General features: G+C 63.0%; 21 protein-coding genes. 12 read left to right on the top strand and 9 right to left on the bottom strand.

The features are described 5' to 3' along the window. From AC07RV_RS31230 to AC07RV_RS31255, 6 genes are all read right to left on the bottom strand, one after another. Complete coding sequence (locus AC07RV_RS31230; RefSeq protein ID WP_008905417.1) at positions 1-1,182, bottom strand: acyl-CoA dehydrogenase family protein; 1,182 nt, start codon at positions 1,180-1,182, stop codon at positions 1-3. A 29-nt stretch (positions 1,183-1,211) separates the two neighbouring features. Next, positions 1,212-2,039, bottom strand: coding sequence for an SDR family NAD(P)-dependent oxidoreductase (locus tag AC07RV_RS31235; protein WP_008905418.1), 828 nt, complete (start codon positions 2,037-2,039; stop codon positions 1,212-1,214). Between the two features lie 62 nt (positions 2,040-2,101). Further along, positions 2,102-2,518, bottom strand: coding sequence for a MaoC family dehydratase (locus AC07RV_RS31240; RefSeq protein WP_204734810.1), 417 nt, complete (start codon positions 2,516-2,518; stop codon positions 2,102-2,104). Between the two features lie 10 nt (positions 2,519-2,528). Beyond that, positions 2,529-2,972, bottom strand: a complete 444-nt coding sequence (locus AC07RV_RS31245) for a MaoC family dehydratase N-terminal domain-containing protein (RefSeq protein WP_492714922.1) — start codon at positions 2,970-2,972, stop codon at positions 2,529-2,531. 33 nt (positions 2,973-3,005) lie between these two features. Next, positions 3,006-4,190 carry a lipid-transfer protein gene (locus AC07RV_RS31250; RefSeq protein ID WP_492714924.1) on the bottom strand — a complete coding sequence of 395 codons (1,185 nt, stop codon included), beginning with the start codon at positions 4,188-4,190 and terminating at the stop codon, positions 3,006-3,008. A gap of 71 nt (positions 4,191-4,261) precedes the next feature. Continuing rightward, entirely contained in the window at positions 4,262-4,504 is a 243-nt protein-coding gene (locus AC07RV_RS31255; RefSeq protein WP_008905422.1) for a hypothetical protein, read from the bottom strand. A 340-nt stretch (positions 4,505-4,844) separates the two neighbouring features. Here AC07RV_RS31255 and AC07RV_RS31260 point away from each other — a divergent pair, with 340 nt between their 5' ends. The 12 genes from AC07RV_RS31260 (at position 4,845) to AC07RV_RS31315 (ending at position 18,130) form a co-directional block, all read left to right on the top strand. Beyond that, a complete protein-coding gene (locus tag AC07RV_RS31260) occupies positions 4,845-6,023 on the top strand; it encodes an acyl-CoA dehydrogenase family protein (RefSeq protein WP_204734808.1) in 1,179 nt (392 codons plus the stop codon). Positions 6,024-6,082: 59 nt separating this feature from the next. Then, positions 6,083-6,883: an enoyl-CoA hydratase/isomerase family protein gene (locus tag AC07RV_RS31265; protein WP_164868399.1), complete on the top strand. Its 801-nt coding sequence runs from the start codon at positions 6,083-6,085 to the stop codon at positions 6,881-6,883. A 34-nt stretch (positions 6,884-6,917) separates the two neighbouring features. Further along, positions 6,918-8,165 (top strand): thiolase family protein, encoded by a 1,248-nt coding sequence (locus AC07RV_RS31270; RefSeq protein ID WP_204734842.1) that lies wholly within the window; start codon positions 6,918-6,920, stop codon positions 8,163-8,165. Positions 8,166-8,174: 9 nt separating this feature from the next. Continuing rightward, positions 8,175-8,942 (top strand): SDR family NAD(P)-dependent oxidoreductase, encoded by a 768-nt coding sequence (locus tag AC07RV_RS31275; RefSeq protein ID WP_204734807.1) that lies wholly within the window; start codon positions 8,175-8,177, stop codon positions 8,940-8,942. A 31-nt stretch (positions 8,943-8,973) separates the two neighbouring features. Beyond that, positions 8,974-10,134, top strand: coding sequence for an acyl-CoA dehydrogenase family protein (locus tag AC07RV_RS31280; RefSeq protein WP_204734806.1), 1,161 nt, complete (start codon positions 8,974-8,976; stop codon positions 10,132-10,134). A 3-nt stretch (positions 10,135-10,137) separates the two neighbouring features. Beyond that, the gene (locus AC07RV_RS31285; RefSeq protein ID WP_182118906.1) at positions 10,138-10,938 is read left to right on the top strand and encodes an ABC transporter ATP-binding protein; all 801 of its coding nucleotides are present in this window, start codon (positions 10,138-10,140) and stop codon (positions 10,936-10,938) included. Next, positions 10,935-12,887 carry an AMP-dependent synthetase/ligase gene (locus AC07RV_RS31290; RefSeq protein ID WP_310309232.1) on the top strand — a complete coding sequence of 651 codons (1,953 nt, stop codon included), beginning with the start codon at positions 10,935-10,937 and terminating at the stop codon, positions 12,885-12,887. The genes AC07RV_RS31285 and AC07RV_RS31290 overlap by 4 nt, the downstream gene beginning before the upstream one ends. After that, positions 12,884-13,771 carry a branched-chain amino acid ABC transporter permease gene (locus AC07RV_RS31295; RefSeq protein WP_204734805.1) on the top strand — a complete coding sequence of 296 codons (888 nt, stop codon included), beginning with the start codon at positions 12,884-12,886 and terminating at the stop codon, positions 13,769-13,771. Before AC07RV_RS31290 ends, AC07RV_RS31295 begins: the two co-directional genes overlap by 4 nt. 3 nt (positions 13,772-13,774) lie before the next feature. Next, a complete protein-coding gene (locus tag AC07RV_RS31300; protein WP_008905432.1) occupies positions 13,775-14,827 on the top strand; it encodes a branched-chain amino acid ABC transporter permease in 1,053 nt (350 codons plus the stop codon). Between the two features lie 71 nt (positions 14,828-14,898). Continuing rightward, positions 14,899-16,128 (top strand): ABC transporter substrate-binding protein, encoded by a 1,230-nt coding sequence (locus tag AC07RV_RS31305; RefSeq protein WP_182118907.1) that lies wholly within the window; start codon positions 14,899-14,901, stop codon positions 16,126-16,128. Further along, complete coding sequence (locus tag AC07RV_RS31310; RefSeq protein ID WP_204734804.1) at positions 16,122-16,982, top strand: ABC transporter ATP-binding protein; 861 nt, start codon at positions 16,122-16,124, stop codon at positions 16,980-16,982. Before AC07RV_RS31305 ends, AC07RV_RS31310 begins: the two co-directional genes overlap by 7 nt. Positions 16,983-17,029: 47 nt before the next feature. Further along, complete coding sequence (locus tag AC07RV_RS31315; protein WP_204734803.1) at positions 17,030-18,130, top strand: CaiB/BaiF CoA transferase family protein; 1,101 nt, start codon at positions 17,030-17,032, stop codon at positions 18,128-18,130. A gap of 164 nt (positions 18,131-18,294) precedes the next feature. On the opposite strand, the gene AC07RV_RS31320 is transcribed toward AC07RV_RS31315, so the two are convergent. The 3 genes from AC07RV_RS31320 to AC07RV_RS31330 are packed head-to-tail and all read right to left on the bottom strand — an operon-like array spanning position 18,295 to position 20,473. Continuing rightward, a complete protein-coding gene (locus AC07RV_RS31320; RefSeq protein ID WP_182118908.1) occupies positions 18,295-18,738 on the bottom strand; it encodes a PaaI family thioesterase in 444 nt (147 codons plus the stop codon). Then, positions 18,735-19,613 (bottom strand): SDR family oxidoreductase, encoded by an 879-nt coding sequence (locus tag AC07RV_RS31325; protein WP_008905437.1) that lies wholly within the window; start codon positions 19,611-19,613, stop codon positions 18,735-18,737. Before AC07RV_RS31325 ends, AC07RV_RS31320 begins: the two co-directional genes overlap by 4 nt. Then, a complete protein-coding gene (locus AC07RV_RS31330; RefSeq protein ID WP_008905438.1) occupies positions 19,610-20,473 on the bottom strand; it encodes an SDR family oxidoreductase in 864 nt (287 codons plus the stop codon). Before AC07RV_RS31330 ends, AC07RV_RS31325 begins: the two co-directional genes overlap by 4 nt. Positions 20,474-20,475: the final 2 nt, after the last annotated feature.

Raw genomic sequence — 20,475 nt, forward strand, 5'->3', positions numbered from 1 at the left:
TTAGCGCGTGCCGCCGGCCAGCAGCATCTTGGCCAATACATTCTTTTGCACCTCGTCGCTGCCGCCGTAAATCGTGGCAGCGCGCGAGAAACAGTAGTGCGGCATTGCATGGGCATGGCGTCCGCTGCCAAACTCGCCGCCGTCATGCCAGGGCCAGGCTTGCTCGGCGGCGATCTCGACGCCCAACTCGGCCAAGGTCTGTTGCACCGCAGTGCCCATGGTCTTGAGCAGCGAGGATTCCGGCCCCGGCGCCTTGCCCGAGGCGGTGGCGGCCAGCACGCGGAAGTTGGTGTATTCGAGCGCCATCAGTTCGATCTCGGCGCGCGCCAGCTTGAGCCGCATCGCCGCGTCCTCCATCAGCGGTTGGCCACCCGAGCGGCGCTCGGCGGCGGCCACGCGCAGGTTGGACAGGTGCGCCTTGCAGTCGGCCACGCCGGCAATGCTGGTGCGCTCGTGTGTGAGCAGGTACTTGGCAATGTCCCAGCCCTGACCTTCGCGACCCACCAGATTACTCTTGGGCACGCGCACATCGGTCAGAAAAACCTGGTTCAGGTGGTGTTCGCCGTCGATCGATACAATAGGTTTGACATCGATGCCGGGGCGGTCCATCTCGATCAACAGGAAGGAAATGCCCTCTTGCTTTTTGCCGCTGTTGGCGGTGCGCACCAGGCAGAACATGTGCGTGGCCCAGTGCGCGTAGGTGGTCCAGATCTTGGAGCCGTTGATGACGTAATCATCGCCATCGGCCACGGCCGTGGTCTTCAGGCTGGCCAGGTCGGAGCCGGCGCCGGGCTCGGAATAGCCCTGGCACCACCAGTCCTCGCAGCGGCGGATGCGCGGCAGGTACTGCGCCTTTTGCTCTGGCGTGCCGAAGGCAATCAGCACCGGTCCGAGCATGATGACGCCCATCGACAGCCCCACCGGCGCGCTGGCCGCCGCGCGCTCCAGGTCGAAAATGTAGCGCTGCGTCGGCGTCCAGCCCGGCCCTCCATGCTCCTTGGGCCAGCCGGTGACCAGCCAGCCCTGGCCATCGAGTCGGCGCTGCCATTGAACGATGTCGTTCTTCTGCAGCATCTCTCCGGTGACGGCCTTGCGCTTGAGATCGGACGGTGTGTGGGCTTTGAACCAGGTGCGAACCTCTTGCTGGAACGCCATGTCTTCCGGGCTGAAATCGATGTCCATCGTGGGCCTTTCTGCGTTCGGCTTGCGCTTTAGATCGAGATGCCGCCGCCGCAGATCAGCGTCTGTCCGCTGACGTAGTTCGACTCGGGAATGCACAGCAGGTAGACCGACCCGGCTGCCTCCTCGGGCGTGCCGCCGCGACCCAACGGAATGGTGCGCTCCATCATTTCCAGCAGCTCGGGGTTGACGCCGACCTTGATCTTGCGACCCTCGACGTCGATGGAGGCATCGCCACTGGCTGGTGCCTCGGTCAGCCGCGTCTTGATCATGCCAAAAGCAACGGCGTTGACGTTCACCTTGTAGCGACCCCACTCCTTGGACAGCGCCTTGGTCAGACCAATGATGCCGGCCTTGCCCGCCGAGTAGTTGGCCTGACCGGCGTTGCCACCGGTGCCGGCGATGGACGAAATGTTGACCACCTTGCGAAACACCTCCTGCCCCGCTTCGGCTTCCTTGCGCGAGGCGACGCGGATGAACTCCGAAGCAGCGCGCAAAATCTTGAACGGCGCGGTCAGATGCACGTCGATGATCGCGTTCCATTGCTCGTCCGTCATCTTCTGAACCACGTTGTCCCAGGTGTAGCCGGCGTTGTTGATGATGATGTCCAGGCCGCCGAAGCCGTCGATCGCGGTCTTGACGAACTTTTCAGCGAAGCCGTCGGCAGTGACGCTGCCGGCACAAGCCAGCGCCATGCCGCCAGCGGCCTTGATGTCGGCCACGGTCTGCTCGGCCGGGCCGGCGTCCAGGTCATTGACGACCACCTTGGCGCCTTCGCGGGCGAGTTTCATGGCGATGGCGCGGCCGATGCCGCGACCCGATCCGGAGACGATGGCAACTTTGCCTTCAAGTGTTTTCATGGTGTGTCCTTGCTTGTGATTAAAAGGAAATAAATAAAAAGTCGGGCCGCCAAACGGAGGCCTCAGTTCAAGGCAACCAGTGCCTCGCCGGCCAGCGTGATTTCGCCTGTCGCCTTCGCCGCGCTGATTTGAACGCGCACGCAGGGCCGACCTGCATGCTCAATCTTTTCAAGCACCTTGCCCGTGCAGCGTATGCGGTCGCCGAGGTGGGTCATGGCCGCGAAGCGAACGCCATAGCTGAGGAGCTGGCGCTGCGGCACCCATTCGGTGAGCGCACGCCCGAGGTAGGCCATCGACAACATACCCTGCGCGAACACATCCTTCATACCCGCGCTGCGGGCGAAGTCGATGTCGATGTGGATCGGGTTGTGGTCACCCGACGCACCGGCGAACAGTGCCAGTGTGGTGCGGCTGATCGGTGGCAATTCCAGTACAGGCATTTCGTCACCAACATCCAGGATTTTTACTTGAGTGTTCATGAATAGTCCTTCAGGCGTGGCGCACGACGACCACCGAATGCAGGTCAGAGACAGGCTCGCCGAGCTGATTGGTGACTTTCGTGTCGTTGACGACAAACTCGAGCGCGCCGCCCTTCTTGTCGTAGATGTCGGTGACGCGGGTCTGGAAGCGCAGCGTGTCGCCAGCGCACACCGGGGCGTGGTAGTCAATGCGTTGCTCGCCGTGCAAGACCTTGCGCAAGTCGATCTTGAGCGTGTCGAGCAACGTCATCAACACCCCCGAATCGCTCTCGGCGCCAAAGATGAAGGTCGGTGGTGCCACGACGTTGCGGTAGCCAGCGGCCTGGGCGGCGCTCGCGTCGAAGTAGATCGGGTCGGTGGCACCGATCACCTCGGCGAAAAAGCGGATGCGCCCCTTCTCCACATCCCACAGCGTGGGCGGCACCTCGTAACCGATGAATTGCTTGTCAATCATGGGACTCCAGCTTCTGGTTTGCTGCGCCTGCGCTCAGCCGGCTTGGTAAAGCGTGACGACGCAAGCGCCGCCCAGCCCGAGGTTGTGCTGCAAGGCCACACGCGCACCCTTGACCTGGCGTTGCTCCGCCGTGCCGCGCAGTTGATGGGTCAGCTCGAAACATTGCGCCAGGCCGGTAGCGCCCAGCGGATGACCTTTCGACAACAGGCCGCCCGACGGGTTGGTCACCACCTTGCCGCCATAGGTGTTGTCGCCATCGAGCACGAACTTCTCCGCGCCGCCCTCCGGGCACAGGCCCAACGCCTCGTAGGTGATCAGTTCGTTCTGCGCGAAGCAGTCGTGCAGCTCAACCACGTTCACGTCCTGCGGCCCGATGCCGGCCTGCTTGTAGACCTTTTGCGCCGCATCGCGCGCCATGTCGAAGCCGACCACGCGCATCATGTCGTGCGACTCGAAGGTGCTGGGGAAATCGGTCGTCATTGCCTGGGCGGTAATCGACACGCGGGTGTCGAGCCCATGCTTTTTGGCGAAGGCTTCGGAGCAAATCACCGCAGCAGCGGCGCCGCAGGTCGGCGGGCAAGCCATCAGGCGGGTCATCACGCCCTCCCACAGCATCGGTGCGTTCATCACGTCATCGACCGAGACCTCCTTGCGAAACAGCGCCAGCGGGTTGTTGGCGGCATGGCGGCTGGCCTTGGCGCGAATGCTGGCAAAGGTCGCCAGTTGGGTGCCGTACTTGTCCATGTGCGCCTTGCCGGCACCGCCGAAGTAGCGAATGGCCAGCGGGATTTCCGGATGACCCACAAGCTCGGCGGTGGCCCGGTCAAACTCCTCGAACGGTGTCGGCCGGTCCTCGAACTGGGCCTTGATGGCTCCGGCGGCCATCTGCTCGAAGCCCAGGGCCAGCACGCACTCGGCGGCACCGCTTTCGACCGCCTGGCGCGCCAGGAACAGCGCCGACGAGCCGGTGGAGCAATTGTTGTTGACGTTGACGATGGGGATGCCACTCATGCCCACCGGGTAGAGCGCCCGCTGGCCGCAGGTGGAATCGCCATACACATAGCCCACATAGGCTTGCTGGATCATGGGGTATTCGACGCGGGCATCGGCCATGGCCTGGCGCACCGCCTTTTCTCCCATCACGTGATAGGGCTCGCTGGCGCCCGGTTTGGTGAACGGGATCATGCCCGCACCGGCAACAATAACTTTCTGGTTCATCGCACTGACTCCTTGGGTTGAAATGTTTCGATCGAAACGTTTTGGACTCGGACACCGGGAGGCCGACGGCCTCAGCCGCCCTTGTCCGCGTTGGCATACTCGGTTTTGAGGTCCTTCTTGAGGATCTTGTTGGCCGCACTGATTGGCAGCGAGCTTCGGAAGTGAATCCGCTTCGGCGCCTCGAAGCCGGGCAGGCGGCCACGACAGAACTCGAAGATGACCGTATGTTTTTCTCCGGTTGCCTTCACCGCGCGGCGCAAGTTGTCGCCCACGTTTTGGCGGCGCAGCAGGTTCATCCCGCGTTCGTGGGTCAAGGCTGTTTCCTTAGGTCGAAGCGTCGTTTGTCACTGATGAAGGGTCGCGCCGCGAGCGGCGTGATCCGATAGGTGTCACGGGTGAATGCGGCACGGGTGACCACCTGCTTGAGCAACAGGTCGGCCCCCGCCAATGAATCCGCACTGATTCCGCCTCCCATGGCCGAAGTCTCCAGATCTCTGGCACTTCAGGTGAGCGCCTGCAACGAATCCTACCTAACGCTTGACAGTTTGGCAATCCCTCATTAAATTCGCGCAAACCCAAAGAGACCTCGTCCCCGCAGCTTGGGCGCGCGCCGTGACACCTTGCCCGCAGCCCACGCATTGATAGGCATCCTTTATGTCCACGCCTCGCAGTTTTGCCCTCTCCGCCGACGACCGTGCCGTGCTCGAAGCCGCCGACAAGTTCGCGCGCAAGGAATTCGTGCCACTCGCGCGCCGCATGGACGACGAGGAGTGGTGGCCATCTGATATCTTTCAGAGAATTGGAGCGGCTGGCTTCATGGGGGCCACCGTGCCTGCCGAGCATGGTGGCGCGGGCATGGACCTGTTCAGCTCGGGCCTGATCTGCCAGGCCTTTGCGCGCTGGAACCCCGCCATCGCCTTGTCCTGGGCGGCGCACGACAACCTGTGCGTCAACAACATCTACCGCAACGCCAACGAGGCGCAGCGCCGCCAATACCTGCCCGATCTGTGCAACGGCACAAAAATCGGCGCGCTCGGCCTGACCGAACCCGGCGCCGGCTCGGATGCGCTGGGCGCGATGCGCACTAGCGCGCGCCGCGAGGGCGACCACTACATCCTCAACGGCACCAAGATCTACATCACCAACGGCCCGGTGGCCGACGTGCTGCTGGTTTACGCCAAGACCGCGCCGGAGTTGGGTGCCAAGGGCATTTCGGCCTTCATCGTCGAGAAGAATTTTCCCGGCTTCAAGGTGGCTCAAAAGCTCATCAAGATGGGTTTTCGCGGCAGCCAGACCGGCGAGCTGGTGTTCGACAACTGCCGCGTGCCGGCAGCCAACCTGGTGGGCAAGGAAAACGAAGGCGTCAAAATCGTCATGAGCGGGCTCGATCTGGAGCGCGCGCTGGTGGCTGGCTTGTGCGTGGGCATCTGCGAACGTGCGCTCGAATTGAGCGTCGAGTACGCCAGGACGCGCGTGCAGTTCGGCAAACCCATCGGCAGCTTCCAGATGGTGCAGGCCATGCTGGCCGAGATGTACACCGAGATCGAAGCCATGAAAACCCTGGTCTGGCGCACCCTGGCCGAGGTCAATGATCTGGAGGTGGGCGGCGGAGGCCGCGGCGATGTGCACAAGCTCACCGCAGCGTCCATCCTCTACGCTGGCGAAGCCTGCAACCGGGTGCTCAACAAGGCCGTACAAGTGCATGGCGGTAGCGGCTACATCTGGGAGTCCGAGATCAACCGGCTGTTCCGTTGCATCAAGATCCTCGAAATCGGTGCAGGCACATCCGAGGTGCGCAAGATGATCATCGCCGAAGAGCTGCTGCGCGGTTGATTCCCCAAACCCGCATGGCAAGCGCAGCTGACCACCACACAAACAAGCAGGCCTTGAAGATGCAACCCTCGTTGACCATCCGCTTTGAGCAACGTGGCGCCGTGGCGTGGATCACGCTGAACCGGCCCGATGCGATGAATGCCCTGTCGGAGTCAATGTGCGCCGAATTGCGCAATGCGACCGAGCGTTGCGAGCGTGACCCGGCCATCCGCGTCATCGTGCTGACCGGTGCGGGCCGAGCCTTCTGCGCAGGCGCCGACCTCAAAGGTGTGTTCGAGAGCAGCGCTGGCGACCCCGGCCCAAGCGACCCGATGGGCGAGTTTCTCGATCTTGTCGGCGGCATGATGGATCGGCTGCGCGTTTGCCCCAAACCCACCATCGCCGCGCTGAACGGCCTGACGATGGCCGGCGGGCTGGAATTGGCCATGGCCTGCGACCTCATCGTCGCCGCCGAAAGTGCCCGCATCGGCGATGCGCATGCCAACTTCGGCGTGTTTCCGGGCGCGGGCGGCGCGGCGATCCTGCCACGGCGCATCGGCGCCACCGCCGCCAAATACCTGCTGTTCACCGGCGACACCATGCCCGCGCGCGAACTGGTTCCGCTTGGCCTGGTGAACCGCGTGGTGCCGGATGCCGAGCTGGCGTCCGAGGTCGAAAAAATCGCCTTGCGTATCGCCAGCAAGAGCCCGTTGGTGCTGCGCCGCATGAAACAGGTCGTGGCCGATGGGCTGGAGCAGCCACAGGCTTCGGCACTGCGGCTGGAGCGCCTGGTGCTCGACGCGCACCGCCATTCGCACGACATACAAGAGGGCCTCGCGGCTTTCGTCGGCAAGCGCACACCCGATTTCAAGGGCTACTGATTTCACACCGCTTCTTCTGAATGGACGCATTACCATGACCAACCCGCAAGCCGCCGTTTACATAGTCGGCGTCGGCATGACGCCGACCGGCAAGTTTCTTGACCGCGATATCAAGCAACTGACCGCCGCTGCCGTGAACGCCGCGCTGGCCGATGCCGGACTGTCCATCAGCGAAATCCAGTCGGCATACTTTTCCAACGCAACACAGGGCGCACTCGAAGGCCAGACCATGATCCGTGGCCAGGTTGTGTTGCGTTCGATGGGCTTCGAGTCCATCCCGATTTTCAACATTGAGAACGCCTGCGCCAGTGCCAGCTCGGCTTTCAACCTGGCGGTGCAGTACGTGCGCTCGGGGGCAGGCGAGATCGCGCTGGCCATTGGTGCCGAGAAAATGTTCTGCGCCGACAAAGCCAAAATGTTCAGCGTCTTCGACGGTGCCTGGGACGTGGCCACGGTCGAGGAGAATAAACGCAGGCTGCTTCAAATGGGGCACGGTATTGAGCCGCCGGAAGGGTCCATGTCCAAGGCGCCCTACAGCCTGTTCATGGACATTTACGCCGCCTTTGGTCGCTTTCACATGCGCGAGTTCGGCACCACGCAGCGACAAATTGCCGCCGTGTCGGCCAAGAATCATGGCCATTCGGTGCACAACCCGCTGGCGCAATACCGCAATGCATACACCATTGACGAGGTACTGGCCGCGCCCCCCATCACCTACCCGTTGACGCTGCCGATGTGCGCACCCATCAGCGACGGCGCTGCCGCGGTCGTCGTGTGTTCCGAGGCAGCATTGGCGCGCATGGCAAAGCGTGAGCGCGCCATCAAGGTGCTGGCATCGGTCATTGCCACTGGCAGCACCCGCCGCTCTGAAGACCTGGATCAACACATCACCGTCAAGGCTGCCAAACAAGCCTACGAACTCGCAGCCGTTGGCCCGCAAGACATTTCGCTGGCCGAGGTCCACGATGCCACCGCCATCGGCGAAATCGTGCAGAGTGAAAACCTTGGCTTCTGTGCGTTCGGCGAAGGCGGGCCACTCGCCGAGCGCGGTGACACCACGATTGGCGGCCGCATCCCGATCAACACCTCGGGTGGTCTGGAGTCCAAGGGGCACCCGATCGGCGCCACCGGGCTGGGTCAGTTGCATGAACTGGTCGTGCAGTTGCGCGGCGAAGCGGGGGCTCGCCAGGTGCAAGGGGCCCGCCTTGCCATCGCAGAAAACGGTGGGGGCCTGTTCGGAATTGAAGAAGCCGTGGCCGCCATCACCATCCTCGGTCGCTGAAGGACAAAAATGATTCTGCATGACAAGGTGGCCATCATCACAGGTGGTGCTTCAGGCTTGGGGCGCGCGGTGGTTGATGCGCTCGCCGCAGGCGGCGCACGGGTGTCATTGTTCGACCGCGACAGCGAGCGTGGTGTACAGGCAGCCACCGAACTGGGTTCTGCCGCCATGTTCGAGCAGGTAGATGTCACCAGTGAGTCACAGGTGCAGGCGGGCATCGACGCAACCCTGGCCCGTTTTGGCGCCATTCACATTTGCATCAACTGCGCTGGCGTGCCCGACGCAGCCAAGACCGTGGCCGATGGAAAACCCTTTCCCCTGGCACTGTGGGACAAGGTGATTGCCGTCAACCTGACCGGCACTTTCAACGTGCTGCGCCTGGCAGCCGTGGCGATGGCGCGCAATGAGCCTGAGGGTGATGAGCGCGGCGTCATCATTAACCTGTCGTCCGGTGCCGCACAGGACGGCCAGATGGGACAGGCGGCCTACGCCGCCAGCAAGGCCGGGGTGATCGGCCTCACGCTGCCGGTGGCACGGGACCTGGCCGGTCTGGGCATCCGCTGCGTAGCGGTTGCGCCGGGCTTGTTCGAAACGCCAATGGTCGCGGGCCTGCCAAAGAAGGTCGCACAGGCCATCGTTGACCGCATGATTCTGTTCCCGCGCCGCATGGGTCAAGCCGGCGAGCTGGCCCACCTGGTGCGTTCCATCGTCGAGAACCCCTATATCAACGCGACCTGTTTGCACATTGATGCCGGTGCACGCATGAGCACTCGCTGAACGAGACCGACAACACACCGAGACCAGCACCATGAATTTCCTCCCCACCGAAGAACAGCGCATGGCCGTGGAAGGCTTCACTCGCTTCCTGGAGACCGAACTGCGTCCGATTGTCGAACGCTACCAGCCCGACAAGCTAATTGAAAAAGAGGTGATGCTGGAGATCTTCCAGAAGATGCTGCCCTACGGCATGGGCGGCAACGGCATCATTGCCGAGGAACATGGTGGTCTGGGCATGCCCTGGCTCACCTATGCACTGATGTATGAGCAACTCGCGCGCATTTCCGGCGACGTGGCAATCTCGCTGTTGATTCAGCAGCTCGGCGCCTATTCGCTGGAGGTCTGCACGAACGTGGCCATGCGTGAGAAATATTTGCCACGCATGGTACGCGCCGAAATCATTGCCTGCAGCGGCATCAGCGAGCCCGGGGTCGGCTCCAACGTGGCTGAAGTCACCTGCCGTGCCCAGCGCGATGGCGACCACTACATTGTCACCGGGGAGAAAACCTGGATATCCAACGGCCACTACTCCGACTTTTGCATGGTCATCGTGCGCACCTCACAAGAAGGTTCGGGCGCCATCTCGATGATCCTGGTGGACCGCGCCGAACACGGCTACGAAAGCCGCAACATCGACAAGCTGGGGCTCAACAGCACGTCAACCGCACAACTGTTCTTCGACGGCGCTCGCGTACCGGCCGAGAACATGATGATTGAACCCGGCACCGGTCTGAAGAACACCATGGTGCTGTTCGAGAAGGCGCGTCCCATGGTCGGCATGACTTCGATCGGTATCGCCCAGGCGGCACTCGACAAGGCGGTGGCCTATTCGAAGGAACGCCGCCAGCATGGCAAGCCGATCGGTGGTCATCAATTGATCCAGGGCATGCTGGCCGAGGCGGCCACCGAACTCGACGCCGCGCGATTGCTGGTCTACCGCGCGTTCAACCTGATCGACCATGGCGTGCGCAGCGAGGTGCAAAGCGCCATGGCCAAGTGGTACGCGACCGAGATAGCGGTCAACGTCGCGTCGAAAGCATTGCAGATTCATGGCGGCAACGGCATCACCAAAGACTTCGGCGTTGAACTGTTGTTCAGAAACGCCCGCATGATGCCGATTCCCGACGGCACCACCGAAATCCAGAAACTCATCATTGGCCGCGCCCTGACCGGTATCAACGCCTTCTCCTAACCCATGACCTCTAACTCCTTGAATAGCCCGTCCAGCGAGGCTTCGGTGCTGCAGGCGCGGGACATCACCTTGCGCTTTGGCGGTGTCACCGCGCTGGCCGAGGTCGCCATCGATGTGCGTGACAACGAGCTGCTGGCCATCATTGGACCCAACGGCGCAGGCAAGAGCTCGCTGATGAATGTGCTCAGCGGCTTTTACCTGCCGCAACAAGGCAGCGTGCACTACCGTGGTCAAGACATCAAAGGCCGCGCGGTGCATGAGATCGCGCGCGATGGTGTGGTGCGCACTTTTCAGGGCACCCATTTGTTCTCCAACATGAGCGTGATCGACAACATCCTGGTCGGCCGCTACAGCCAGATGCGATCAAATCTGGCGCAGGCATTTCTCTACTTTCCCTGGACCCAGCGTGAAGAAACGCTGCATCGGGAAGCAGTCGAGGAAATCATCGACTTCCTTGAAATTGAGAATATCCGCCACCAGCCGGTAGGCGCACTCGGCTACGGTCTTCGCAAGCGCGTTGACCTGGGCCGTGCGTTGGCGATGAAACCCAAGGTTCTGTTAATGGATGAACCCATGGCCGGCATGAACACCGAAGAAAAAGAAGATTTGGCCCGTTTCATCATAGACGTGCGCGAGGCCAAGCGCATCCCGGTTGTGCTGGTGGAGCACGACATGGGGGTGGTCATGGATCTGGCAGACCGCGTGGCGGTGCTCGACTTTGGCCGCAAGATCGCCGACGGCACGCCAGCACAAGTGCAGGCCGACCCGGCCGTGATCCAGGCCTACTTGGGAGCTGCGGCATGAGTGCGAACGACCCCGCCCCGGAAGTCGTCATGACCCTGCCGCAGAAGTTGTTCGCCCACGCCCGGGAACATCCCCAGTTGCTGGCGCAGCGCGTCAAGCGCAAAGGTATGTGGCGCTGCCATACATGGGCCGACGTGTTTGATCGAACGCGCAGCATTGCGCTTGGCGCGGCGGCGCAGGGCCTGCAGCGCGGCGAAACCGTGATCGTGATCGGCGAGAACGAACCCGAGCATTACTGGGCGCTGTTTGCGGCCCAGTCACTGGGCGCCAAAACCGTGTCGGTTTACCCGGATGCCACCGTCGACGAATTGCATTACCTGTGCGAGGATTCAAAGGCCCGTTTCATCTTCGCGCAGGATCAGGAGCAGGTTGACAAGGCGCTCGCGCTGCTGGAGCGACTGCCTGATATCCAGGGCATCGCCTACTGGGACAACTCGGGCATGTGGTCGTACCGGCATCCGCTGCTGCAATCCTTTGATGACCTGACCGCTGAAGGTCGGCGTCAGCACGAGAAGCACCCGCTGCGCTTCGAACGTGAAGTCAACGCCGGCCAGGCGGACGATCTGGCGCTACTGACCTACACCTCCGGCACCACCAGCAAGCCCAAGGGCGTGATGATCAGCCACCGTTGGCTGATGGACAACGCGGTTCGGATGAGGAGCGCGTTGCCGCTGCAATCCGGCATGGAATATTTGTCTTACACGCCGCTGGCCTGGATCACCGAGCAGTTGCTGGGTGTGACCCTCGGGCTGATCACGCCCCTGGTGGTCAACTTCCCGGAGGGCCCCGACCAGGTCTTGCCGAACTTGCGCGAACTCGCGCCACACATCGTGCTGTTCGGCCCGCGCCAATGGGAGAACATCGCCGCCACCATCGAGGCGCGCATGCTCGCAGCGAGTTGGATGGCGCGCGGCATCTACCGCTGGGGCATCCGCATCGGCCACGACGTGCATGTGGCGCGGCTCGAAGGGCGCACGGCACCGTGGCTGTCGCGCCTGCTGCTGCCGGTGGCCGAAGCGCTGGCCCTGCGTCCGGTGCGCGATCAGTTCGGCTTTGTTCGCAGCGACGTCGCGGTTTCAGGCGGCACCGCCATGGCGCCCGACGTGTTTCGTTTGTTTCACGCCATGGGCGTCCATTTGCGCAATATTTATGGCTGCTCGGAGTTTGGTCTGATTGCTGGCCACCGCGGCGAGCGCTACGACCTCGAAACCGTGGGCCCGCTGCTGGATGTGGACCCAGCCTTCGGCGCACCGCTGGAATCGCGCATCGAGGACAACGGCGAGCTGCTGCTGCGCGGCGGTACCGGCTTTCTCGGCTACTGGGGCAAGCTCGACAAGACCGCCAGCATCCAGCGCGACGGCTGGTACGTCAGCGGTGACGCAGTGCGCAAGACCGAGAGCGGAGAACTCGTGTACCTCGACCGCGTGGAACACCTGGTCAAACTCGCCAGCGGTCACTCGTATCCCCCGCAGTTCATCGAGACGCGGTTGCGCTTTTCGCCCTTCATCAAGGACGTGATGGTGCTGGGCGACGCCACCCGGCCCTGGGTTGGCGCGCTGATCAACATCGACATGGCGGTGACCAGCCGCTGGGCCGAGGAGCGGCGCATCGCATTCTCCACCTTCACCGACCTGTCGCAACGGCCCGAGGTGCGGCAACTGGTGCAGGGCGAAATCCGCCGCATCAACAAACTGCTGCCAGAAAGCTCGCGGGTGGTGCGCTTCGCCAATTTTCCGAAGGAGCTCGATCCCGACGAAGGCGAACTCACCCGCACGCGCAAGCTGCGCCGAGAGTTTCTCGAGGTGCGCTATGGAGCTCTGATTGACGGACTGTATGCAGGTGTCGCCGACATTGCCTGCGAAATAGCCGTGACCTACCAGGACGGCCGCCAAGGCGCGTTGCGCGCAACCGTGGTGGCCACCGACATTGAAGGAACACACACCCCATGATCATCGAATTCATCAACTACACCATCAACGGCGCGCTGCTCGGCCTGCTGTATTCGCTGGTGGCAATGGGCTTTGTCGTCATCTACCGCGCCAGCAAGGTCTTCAACATGGCGATCGGCGAGATGATCGTGCTGGGCGCCTTCCTGCTGTGGTGGGCGATCCAGTCGCGCGGCATGCATCCGGCGCTGGGCATCGCCGTTGCACTGGGCATTTCGGTGCTCATCGGGCTGGCGATTGAACGCCTGTTGTTCAGGCGGCTGATTGGCGAGTCGGTGTTCTCGATGATCATGGTCACCATCGGGTTGCTGATCCTGATGCGCGGACTGGTGCTGGTGATCTGGGGCCCGCAGGAGCGCCAGTTCCCCGCCATCTTTCCCCTCACGCCCATCATCCTGGGCGAGATGATCATCCCGCGCTCGCTTGCCATCGGTGGCCTCATCGCGGTGGTGGCGGCTGTGGCGCTGCACTGGTTCTTCAACCGCAGCCGCACCGGGCTGGCGATGGCGGCGGTGGCCGAGGATCACCAGATCGCTCTGGCCATGGGCATTAGCGTGCGCCGCTCCATCGCCTTCGCCTGGGCGCTAAGCGGTGTGCTGTCGGTCATCACCTCGATGGTCTACCTGAGCGGCAAGTCGCTGACATTCCTGTCCTCCGAAATCGGCTTCGCCGCCCTGCCGGTGGCCCTGCTGGCAGGGCTCGAATCCATCGGCGGCCTGCTGCTGGCGGGCATCATCGTCGGGGTCGTGCAGGGACTGACCGCCGCCTACATCGACCCGCTGATCGGTGGCAGTGCCGCTGCCGTCGTCCCCTATATCTTCATGCTGGTGGTGCTGGTTATTCGTCCGACCGGCATGTTCGGCTGGAAACGCATTGAAAGAGTCTGACCCATGGATCCATCCGGCATTTTTTCCACCAGCTATGCGCGCGACCGCGCGCTGATCCGCACGCGCGCCCAGTGGGTCACCCTGGCGCTGTTCATTGTCATTCTGCTGATCCTCCCCTGGTTCGCCTCGGAGCGTCTGGTAGCCGTAGCCAACCTGATGCTGGTCACGTCCATCGTGGTGGTCGGGCTGCAAATCACCACCGGCTACGCCGGGCAGATCAACCTGGGCCAGGCTGCCTTCATGGGGGTCGGTGCCTACGCCGCCAGTGTGGTCGAGGTCAAGGCCGGGCTGCCGTTTTGGGTGGCAGTGCCGGTTGCCGGCCTGGTGGCTGCGCTGGCCGGTTGGCTGTTCGGCATGACAGCGAAACGCATCAAGGGTTTCTACCTCGCACTGACCACCATCGCGGCCCAGTTCATCTTCCACTTCGTTGTCCTGAACCTGCCCTCATCCTGGCTCGGCGGCGTCAATGGTTTCAGCCTGGAGCCTGCGAGGCTGGGCACATTTTTGTTCAACACCGACCGTTCTCTGTATTACCTGTTTCTTGTCGTCACCATGGTGATGGTATTCGGCGCTTTCGGCATCCTGCGCAGCCGCCACGGGCGCGCCTTCGTCGCCGTGCGCGACGACGATGTGGCCGCCGGCATGATGGGCATCGACGTGGCCGGCGCCAAGTCGCGCGCCTTTGTGCTCGGCGCTTTTTACGCTGGCATCGGCGGTGCCCTGTGGGCCTACCAGGTGCGCTTCGTCTCGGTCGACCAGTTCACGCTGTTCAACTCGATCTGGTTCATTGCCATGATGATCGTCGGCGGGCTCGGTTCGATCGTCGGGGCACTGATCGGCACCGTGCTCATCCGGGGCGTCCAAGAAGTCATCACCAGTCTGGGCCCCGACCTGGTCGAGCGAATTCCCAGCCTGAGCAGCGACCTGATCTTCGCCAGCATGAATGTGTTTCTCGGCCTCATCATCACGCTGTTCCTGCTGCTTGAACCGAAAGGCCTGATGCACCGCTGGAACATCCTGAAAGCCAACTACCGGCTCTGGCCGTTTCACCACTGAGCCCGCCCGGCACAGCGAGTCGCAATTCCCCCCGCCCCTTTTCCTCACCACCACCACAACTGGAGACAAGCATGCAACGCAAAACCTTTCTGAAACTCACGACCGCCCTGGCCACTGGCCTGCTGCTGAACGCGCCCGCCCACGCGCAAACGACGACGATCAACGTGGCCGCCTTTGCCGACTTCGCCGGCCCCTACGCCAACGTCATGCCACAGATGCAAGGCGGGCGACTCGCCGTGATCGAGTGGTGGAACAAGGAAGTCGGTAGCAAGCTCAACGTGCAGATCGTCGTCAAAACCTTCGACACGCGCTACGACGTGGCTCAAACCGCCAGCCTGTGGCCCGGCATCAAGGCCGAAGTCAAACCCGCGCTCCTGCTCGGCCTCGGCGGCCCGGATGCCGCCGCGCTGCAGCAACGCTTGCCGGAAGACAAGATCCCCATGCTCATGAGCACCGCCACCTACGGCTTCGGCTGGAAACCCAACCAATGGGCCCTGAACCTGCGCCCCACCTACGCCCATGAGGCGGGCGGATTCCTGGAATGGTTCCGCACCACCAAACTCGATGGCAAGCGCCCTGTCAAGGTTGCGATCATCACCTCCGAAGCCACCCCCGCTTATGCCGACATGGCCAAGGGCCTGCAAAGCTACACCAAGGCCAACCCGGACAAAGCCACCTTCGTCGAGGCGGTCTGGACCGAAGTGCAACCGGCCGACGTGACCCTGGCAGTGCGTCGCTTGGTCAACGCTGGCACCGACGTGATCGTGATCCAGACCAACACCGCGCAGGCCGTGGCCACCAAGCGTGCGCTGCAGGCGTTGGGTAAAAACGTCCCGATCATGCTCTCGCTGCACAACAGCTTGGTGGGATCATCCAAGGCACTGGGCGACCCGAACGGCTTTGCCGGTGATTTCGAGGTGGGTGCCATCGCCGATGCCAGCGAAAGTGACTCGACCGCACGCGAGTTCTACAGCATGTTGCAGGAAAAGCACGGCCTGAAATCGACCTGGAATGCCATGACCATCATGGGTCTTGGACAAACCATCGTGGCCGTGCGCGCGATTGAAGCCACCATCAAGGCCAAGGGCGCCGGCAAAGTCACCGGTGAATCCGTGCGCGAGACCTTGATGAACAGCCAGTTCACCAGCAACGACCTGATGGGCATACTGCCAGGCGCGGACTTCAGCAACGACAACCCCTTCCCCACCGGCACCGCCAAGGTCAACATCGTGACCATGAAGGACGGCAAGGTCGTTCGGGCGGCGGGCGATGTGGCCGTCCCAATGGTGCCCAAATGGTGAATTCAGCCCTTGCTGCAGCACCGGATCAACGGACCACGCCCGATGCGGCCGCCAATCCGGCGGTGCTGACGCTGTCCAACGTCGAGGTGCTGTATGCCGAGGTGATCCTGGCGCTCAAGGGCATGTCGATGCAGGTCCCCGAAGGCGGATGTGTGGCGCTGCTGGGCGCCAACGGCGCAGGCAAGAGCACCACCCTCAAGGCCATCTCCGGCGTCATTGACTCGGAAGATGGCCGCGTCTCAGGGGGGACGATCACCTTCGACGGCCGACCGATTCAGGGGCACGACCCGGCGACCGTGGTGCGCGGTGGTCTGGTTCATGTGATGGAAGGCCGGCGCGTGCTGCAGCACATGACGGTCGAGCAAAACCTCATCATCGGCGGCCACATGTTTCCATCGGCGCAGGCGATGCGCCGGGCGATGGACAGCGTGTACGAAGCGATTCCGCGCCTGGCCGACCTGCGAAAACGCACGGCCGGTTATCTGTCGGGCGGCGAGCAGCAAATGCTGGTGATCGGGCGCGCGATCATGGCCGAGCCGAAACTCATGCTGATCGACGAGCCGTCACTCGGGCTGGCGCCGCGCATGGTCGAGGAAGTCTTCAGCGTGCTGCGCCACCTGCGTGAGCAGGGGCTGTCGCTGCTCATCGTCGAACAAAACACACGCGTGGCCCTGGAGATCGCCGACTATGGTTATGTCATGGAGAGCGGTCGCATCGTGCTGGAGGGGCAGGCCCAGGAACTCCGCGACAACGAGGATGTGCGCGAGTTTTATCTCGGCCTGGACCGCGAGGGGGTGCGCAAGAGTTTCCGAGAGGTCAAGCACTACAAGCGGCGCAAGCGCTGGCTGGGGTAACAAACGGCTGGCTTGTGGTTCAAATTCAGTTTCAGGAGTAACGACAAATGAGTGGTCCCTTGCAGGGGTTGAAAGTTATCGAGTTCGGCGGCATCGGCCCCGGACCGTTCTGCGCGATGATGCTGTCCGACATGGGTGCGGATGTGATCCGCCTGGACCGCAAGGCCGACAAGGGCAAAGACCGCGGGGAAGGCGCCTTCCTGGCCAGTGGTCGGCGCAGCGTGCTGCACCGCGGCCGGCGTTCGGTGGCGGTCGATCTGAAGTCACCCGCAGACGTACAGCGGGTGCTGGAGCTGGTCGACGGGGCCGACGCAATCATCGAGGGTTTTCGCCCGGGCGTGATGGAGCGGCTGGGATTGGGCCCGGACGTGCTGCTGGCACGCCACCCGCGACTCGTCTACGGACGCATGACCGGCTGGGGTCAGGACGGCCCGCTCGCGCAGGCCGCCGGGCATGACATCAACTACATTGCGCTGTCGGGCGCGCTTAGCATGATTGGCCGCTCGGACGGCGGGCCAGTAGCGCCGCCGGCGATGGTTGGCGACCTGGGCGGCGGCGGCATGATTCTAGCCTTTGGCATCGTTTGCGCTTTGCTTGAAGCGCGCTCCTCTGGCCATGGTCAGGTGGTCGATGCTGCGATCACCGACGGCGCTGCGCTGCTGACCTCCATCGTCTGCGACCTCAAGGCGCTGGGAATGTGGAAGAATGAGCGGCAGGCCAACCTGTTGGATGGCGGATCGCATTTCTACGACACCTATGAGTGCGCTGACGGGAAATGGATCTCGATCGCATCACTGGAACCCCAATTCTATGTGCTGCTGCTGGAGAAGCTGGGCATCAGCGATCCCGAGTTTCAACGGCAACGCGATCCGGCCGTCTGGCCGACACTCAAACGCCAGGTCACCGACATCTTCCGCTCCCAGCCGAGCACGCACTGGTGTGCGTTGCTGGAAGGGACCGACGTGTGCTTTGCGCCGGTGCTGACTCTGGAAGAGGCTGCACATCATCCACACAACAGCGCGCGCGGCACTTTCTTTGAGCGAGACGGCGTGCTCCAACCTTCGCCGGCACCAAGGTTCAGCCGGACGGTGACTGATCGCCCAGGCCCCGCACCGTTCATTGGCGAACACGACGACGAACTCTTGTAGTCGAAGAATGGTGGGGGCTGGGGAAAACGGACCACAGGCATTCGACGCAGTTTCAGCCCGACCAAATCGAACGCATCAACCGCGAGCTGAAAATCCTTCCGCCGCCCGATGATCATTTGCATTGAGCGGCAGTGCTTTGCCGGGCGGTCTCCGCCGAGCACCGATCAGACCGCTTTGACCAGTGACTTGGTGTAGATGCGGTAGGTGCCGATGCCGCGCGACACGATGTCTCCGTCGAGTGCGTCGAGCGTGACCTTCACCGACACATAGGCCAGCGTCTTGCCGATGTGGTCAGGCGTTGCCGATGCAAACAGGATTCCTGTGCCGACCGCACGCATGAAATCCACGGTGAGCGTGACCGTTACCGACGACTGGATGAGCTGGCCGCTGCCCGGGATCGGCCGGTCGATCAGGGTTCTGCCCCCGACCGCATCGAGCAAGGTCAGGGGCACGCCGCCGTGGAGCACGCCGTGGGGGTTGAGGTGGTCGCGCCGGATCGGCAGCCGGAAATACAGGCCGCGCTCGTTGTGCAGGATGTCGTACCCGACGAGCTGCTGAAAAGGCCCGTGGGAGTATGTTGCCGACGGAAGAGGGGGCTGTGAGGTCACTCTTGATCGACCTTGAAGTAGTCGGGTTTTCCGGCTGGCCAGAACTCGCCCCACAGCAGCATCCCGCCTTCGACGTTGAGTACCTCGCCGGTGATGAACTTGCCCGAGGGTGCGGCGAGGTAGACCACCGCCTCCGCGATGTCCTGCACGTCGCCGGCCCGTTTCATCGGATTGCACGAGTAGAAAGTGGAAACGTTTTCTTCGCGGTAGTTGTTGAAACCGTTGCTCTCGATGGCGCCGGCGCCAATGCAGTTCAGGCGGATGCCGTGCTCTGCCCACTCGATGGCCAGCGTGCGCGACAGCGCGATGACGCCCGCGCGCGAGGCGGTGGTGTGCGCCATGCCCGTGAGGCCGCGGTCGATGGCGGCGGTGATGTTGACGATGTTGCCGGGCCGGCCTTGCTCCACCCAGCGCCTGGCCGCGCCCTGCATCATGTACCAGCTGCCATTGAGGTTGGTGTCGATCACCGCGTTCCAGCCCTTGACGTTGAAGTCCATCGCATGGGCGGCAAACTGGCCGCCAGCGTTGTTGACCAGCACGTCGACGCCGCCCAAACGTTCCCACACGGCACTGAGCATGGCGTCCACCTGCTCGGGGTCGCGGATGGTCATCGGGTAGGTGAATACCTCACGGCCCGACAGCGCGCGCAGTTTTTCGGCGCAGTCCTCGAGTTTGTCGGCCTTGCGCCCGCAGATGGCGAGCGTGGCACCCAGCCGCGCGAACAGGAAGGCAATCGCCTTGCCGATGCCACTGCCGGCGCCCGACACCAGCACCACTTTGCCGGCGAAAAGGTCGTCGCGATAGACCGTCGGGAGTGCGGCCAGGGCCTCGTCGCCCGGGCCGAACTTGGGGTGTTGCGAGTCAGCCGAATTCATGTGTTCACCTTGAAGTAATCGGGTTTGGCGATGGTCCAGACTTCGCCCCAGAGCACGCCGCCGCCATCCACCGTGAGCAGTTCGCCGGTGACGAACTTGCCGCTGGGCGCGCTGAGGTAGACCGCGGCCTCGGCCACGTCCTGCACGTCACCGACATGTTTCATCGGGTTGGCTCCGGCGAAGGCCTTCACCGCCTCGGGGGAGTACTGACGAAAGCCGGTGCTGGCGATCGCTCCAGGCGCTATGCAATTGACGCGGATGCCATGCTGCGCCCACTCCACTGCAACAGTTTTAGACAGGTGAGTCACCGCGGCGCGCGCAGCGCAGGTGTGCGCCACGCCCGGCATGCCCCGCTGGAACGTGGCGACTATGTTGACGATGTTGCCCCGCGTGCCGGTGCCCTGCCAGCGGCGCGCCATCGCATGCATCATGTACCAGGTTCCGTTCAGGTTGGTGTCGATCACCGCCTTCCAGCCCTTGACGCTGTAGTCCAGCGCCCGCTGCGGGAATTGCCCGCCGGCGTTGTTGACGAGCACGTCGATGCGTCCGAAGTGCAGCCAGGCCACGTCGATCAACTGTTCCACCTGCTCGGGATCACGGATCGTCATGGGGTGCACCAGCACATCAGGGCTGCCGAGCCGGCGCAGCCATTCGGCGCAGCTCTCTAGCTTGGCTGGGTCGCGCCCGCAGATGACCAGCTTGGCGCCCAGGCGCGCGTACAGGAAGGCGATGGCTTTGCCGATGCCGCTGCCGGCGCCGCTGACCATCACCACCTGGCCTTCGAAGAGTCCGCTCTGGTAGACGGTGGGGCGGGTTGCGAGGGCTTCATCGTCGAAGCCGAAGGTGGTGTCTTCTGTCATGT

The organism is Variovorax sp. GW821-FHT09B01 (genome assembly GCF_059418345.1).

Bases quoted from the DNA above. Each gene is read 5' to 3' on its own strand.
- AC07RV_RS31230 (WP_008905417.1), bottom strand. From the start codon at position 1,182: ATGGACATCGATTTCAGCCCGGAAGACATGGCGTTCCAGCAAGAGGTT.
- AC07RV_RS31235 (WP_008905418.1), bottom strand. From the start codon at position 2,039: ATGAAAACACTTGAAGGCAAAGTTGCCATCGTCTCCGGATCGGGTCGC.
- AC07RV_RS31240 (WP_204734810.1), bottom strand. From the start codon at position 2,518: ATGAACACTCAAGTAAAAATCCTGGATGTTGGTGACGAAATGCCTGTA.
- AC07RV_RS31245 (WP_492714922.1), bottom strand. From the start codon at position 2,972: ATGATTGACAAGCAATTCATCGGTTACGAGGTGCCGCCCACGCTGTGG.
- AC07RV_RS31250 (WP_492714924.1), bottom strand. From the start codon at position 4,190: ATGAACCAGAAAGTTATTGTTGCCGGTGCGGGCATGATCCCGTTCACC.
- AC07RV_RS31260 (WP_204734808.1), top strand. From the start codon at position 4,845: ATGTCCACGCCTCGCAGTTTTGCCCTCTCCGCCGACGACCGTGCCGTG.
- AC07RV_RS31265 (WP_164868399.1), top strand. From the start codon at position 6,083: ATGCAACCCTCGTTGACCATCCGCTTTGAGCAACGTGGCGCCGTGGCG.
- AC07RV_RS31270 (WP_204734842.1), top strand. From the start codon at position 6,918: ATGACCAACCCGCAAGCCGCCGTTTACATAGTCGGCGTCGGCATGACG.
- AC07RV_RS31275 (WP_204734807.1), top strand. From the start codon at position 8,175: ATGATTCTGCATGACAAGGTGGCCATCATCACAGGTGGTGCTTCAGGC.
- AC07RV_RS31280 (WP_204734806.1), top strand. From the start codon at position 8,974: ATGAATTTCCTCCCCACCGAAGAACAGCGCATGGCCGTGGAAGGCTTC.
- AC07RV_RS31285 (WP_182118906.1), top strand. From the start codon at position 10,138: ATGACCTCTAACTCCTTGAATAGCCCGTCCAGCGAGGCTTCGGTGCTG.
- AC07RV_RS31290 (WP_310309232.1), top strand. From the start codon at position 10,935: ATGAGTGCGAACGACCCCGCCCCGGAAGTCGTCATGACCCTGCCGCAG.
- AC07RV_RS31295 (WP_204734805.1), top strand. From the start codon at position 12,884: ATGATCATCGAATTCATCAACTACACCATCAACGGCGCGCTGCTCGGC.
- AC07RV_RS31300 (WP_008905432.1), top strand. From the start codon at position 13,775: ATGGATCCATCCGGCATTTTTTCCACCAGCTATGCGCGCGACCGCGCG.
- AC07RV_RS31305 (WP_182118907.1), top strand. From the start codon at position 14,899: ATGCAACGCAAAACCTTTCTGAAACTCACGACCGCCCTGGCCACTGGC.
- AC07RV_RS31310 (WP_204734804.1), top strand. From the start codon at position 16,122: ATGGTGAATTCAGCCCTTGCTGCAGCACCGGATCAACGGACCACGCCC.
- AC07RV_RS31315 (WP_204734803.1), top strand. From the start codon at position 17,030: ATGAGTGGTCCCTTGCAGGGGTTGAAAGTTATCGAGTTCGGCGGCATC.
- AC07RV_RS31325 (WP_008905437.1), bottom strand. From the start codon at position 19,613: ATGAATTCGGCTGACTCGCAACACCCCAAGTTCGGCCCGGGCGACGAG.
- AC07RV_RS31330 (WP_008905438.1), bottom strand. From the start codon at position 20,473: ATGACAGAAGACACCACCTTCGGCTTCGACGATGAAGCCCTCGCAACC.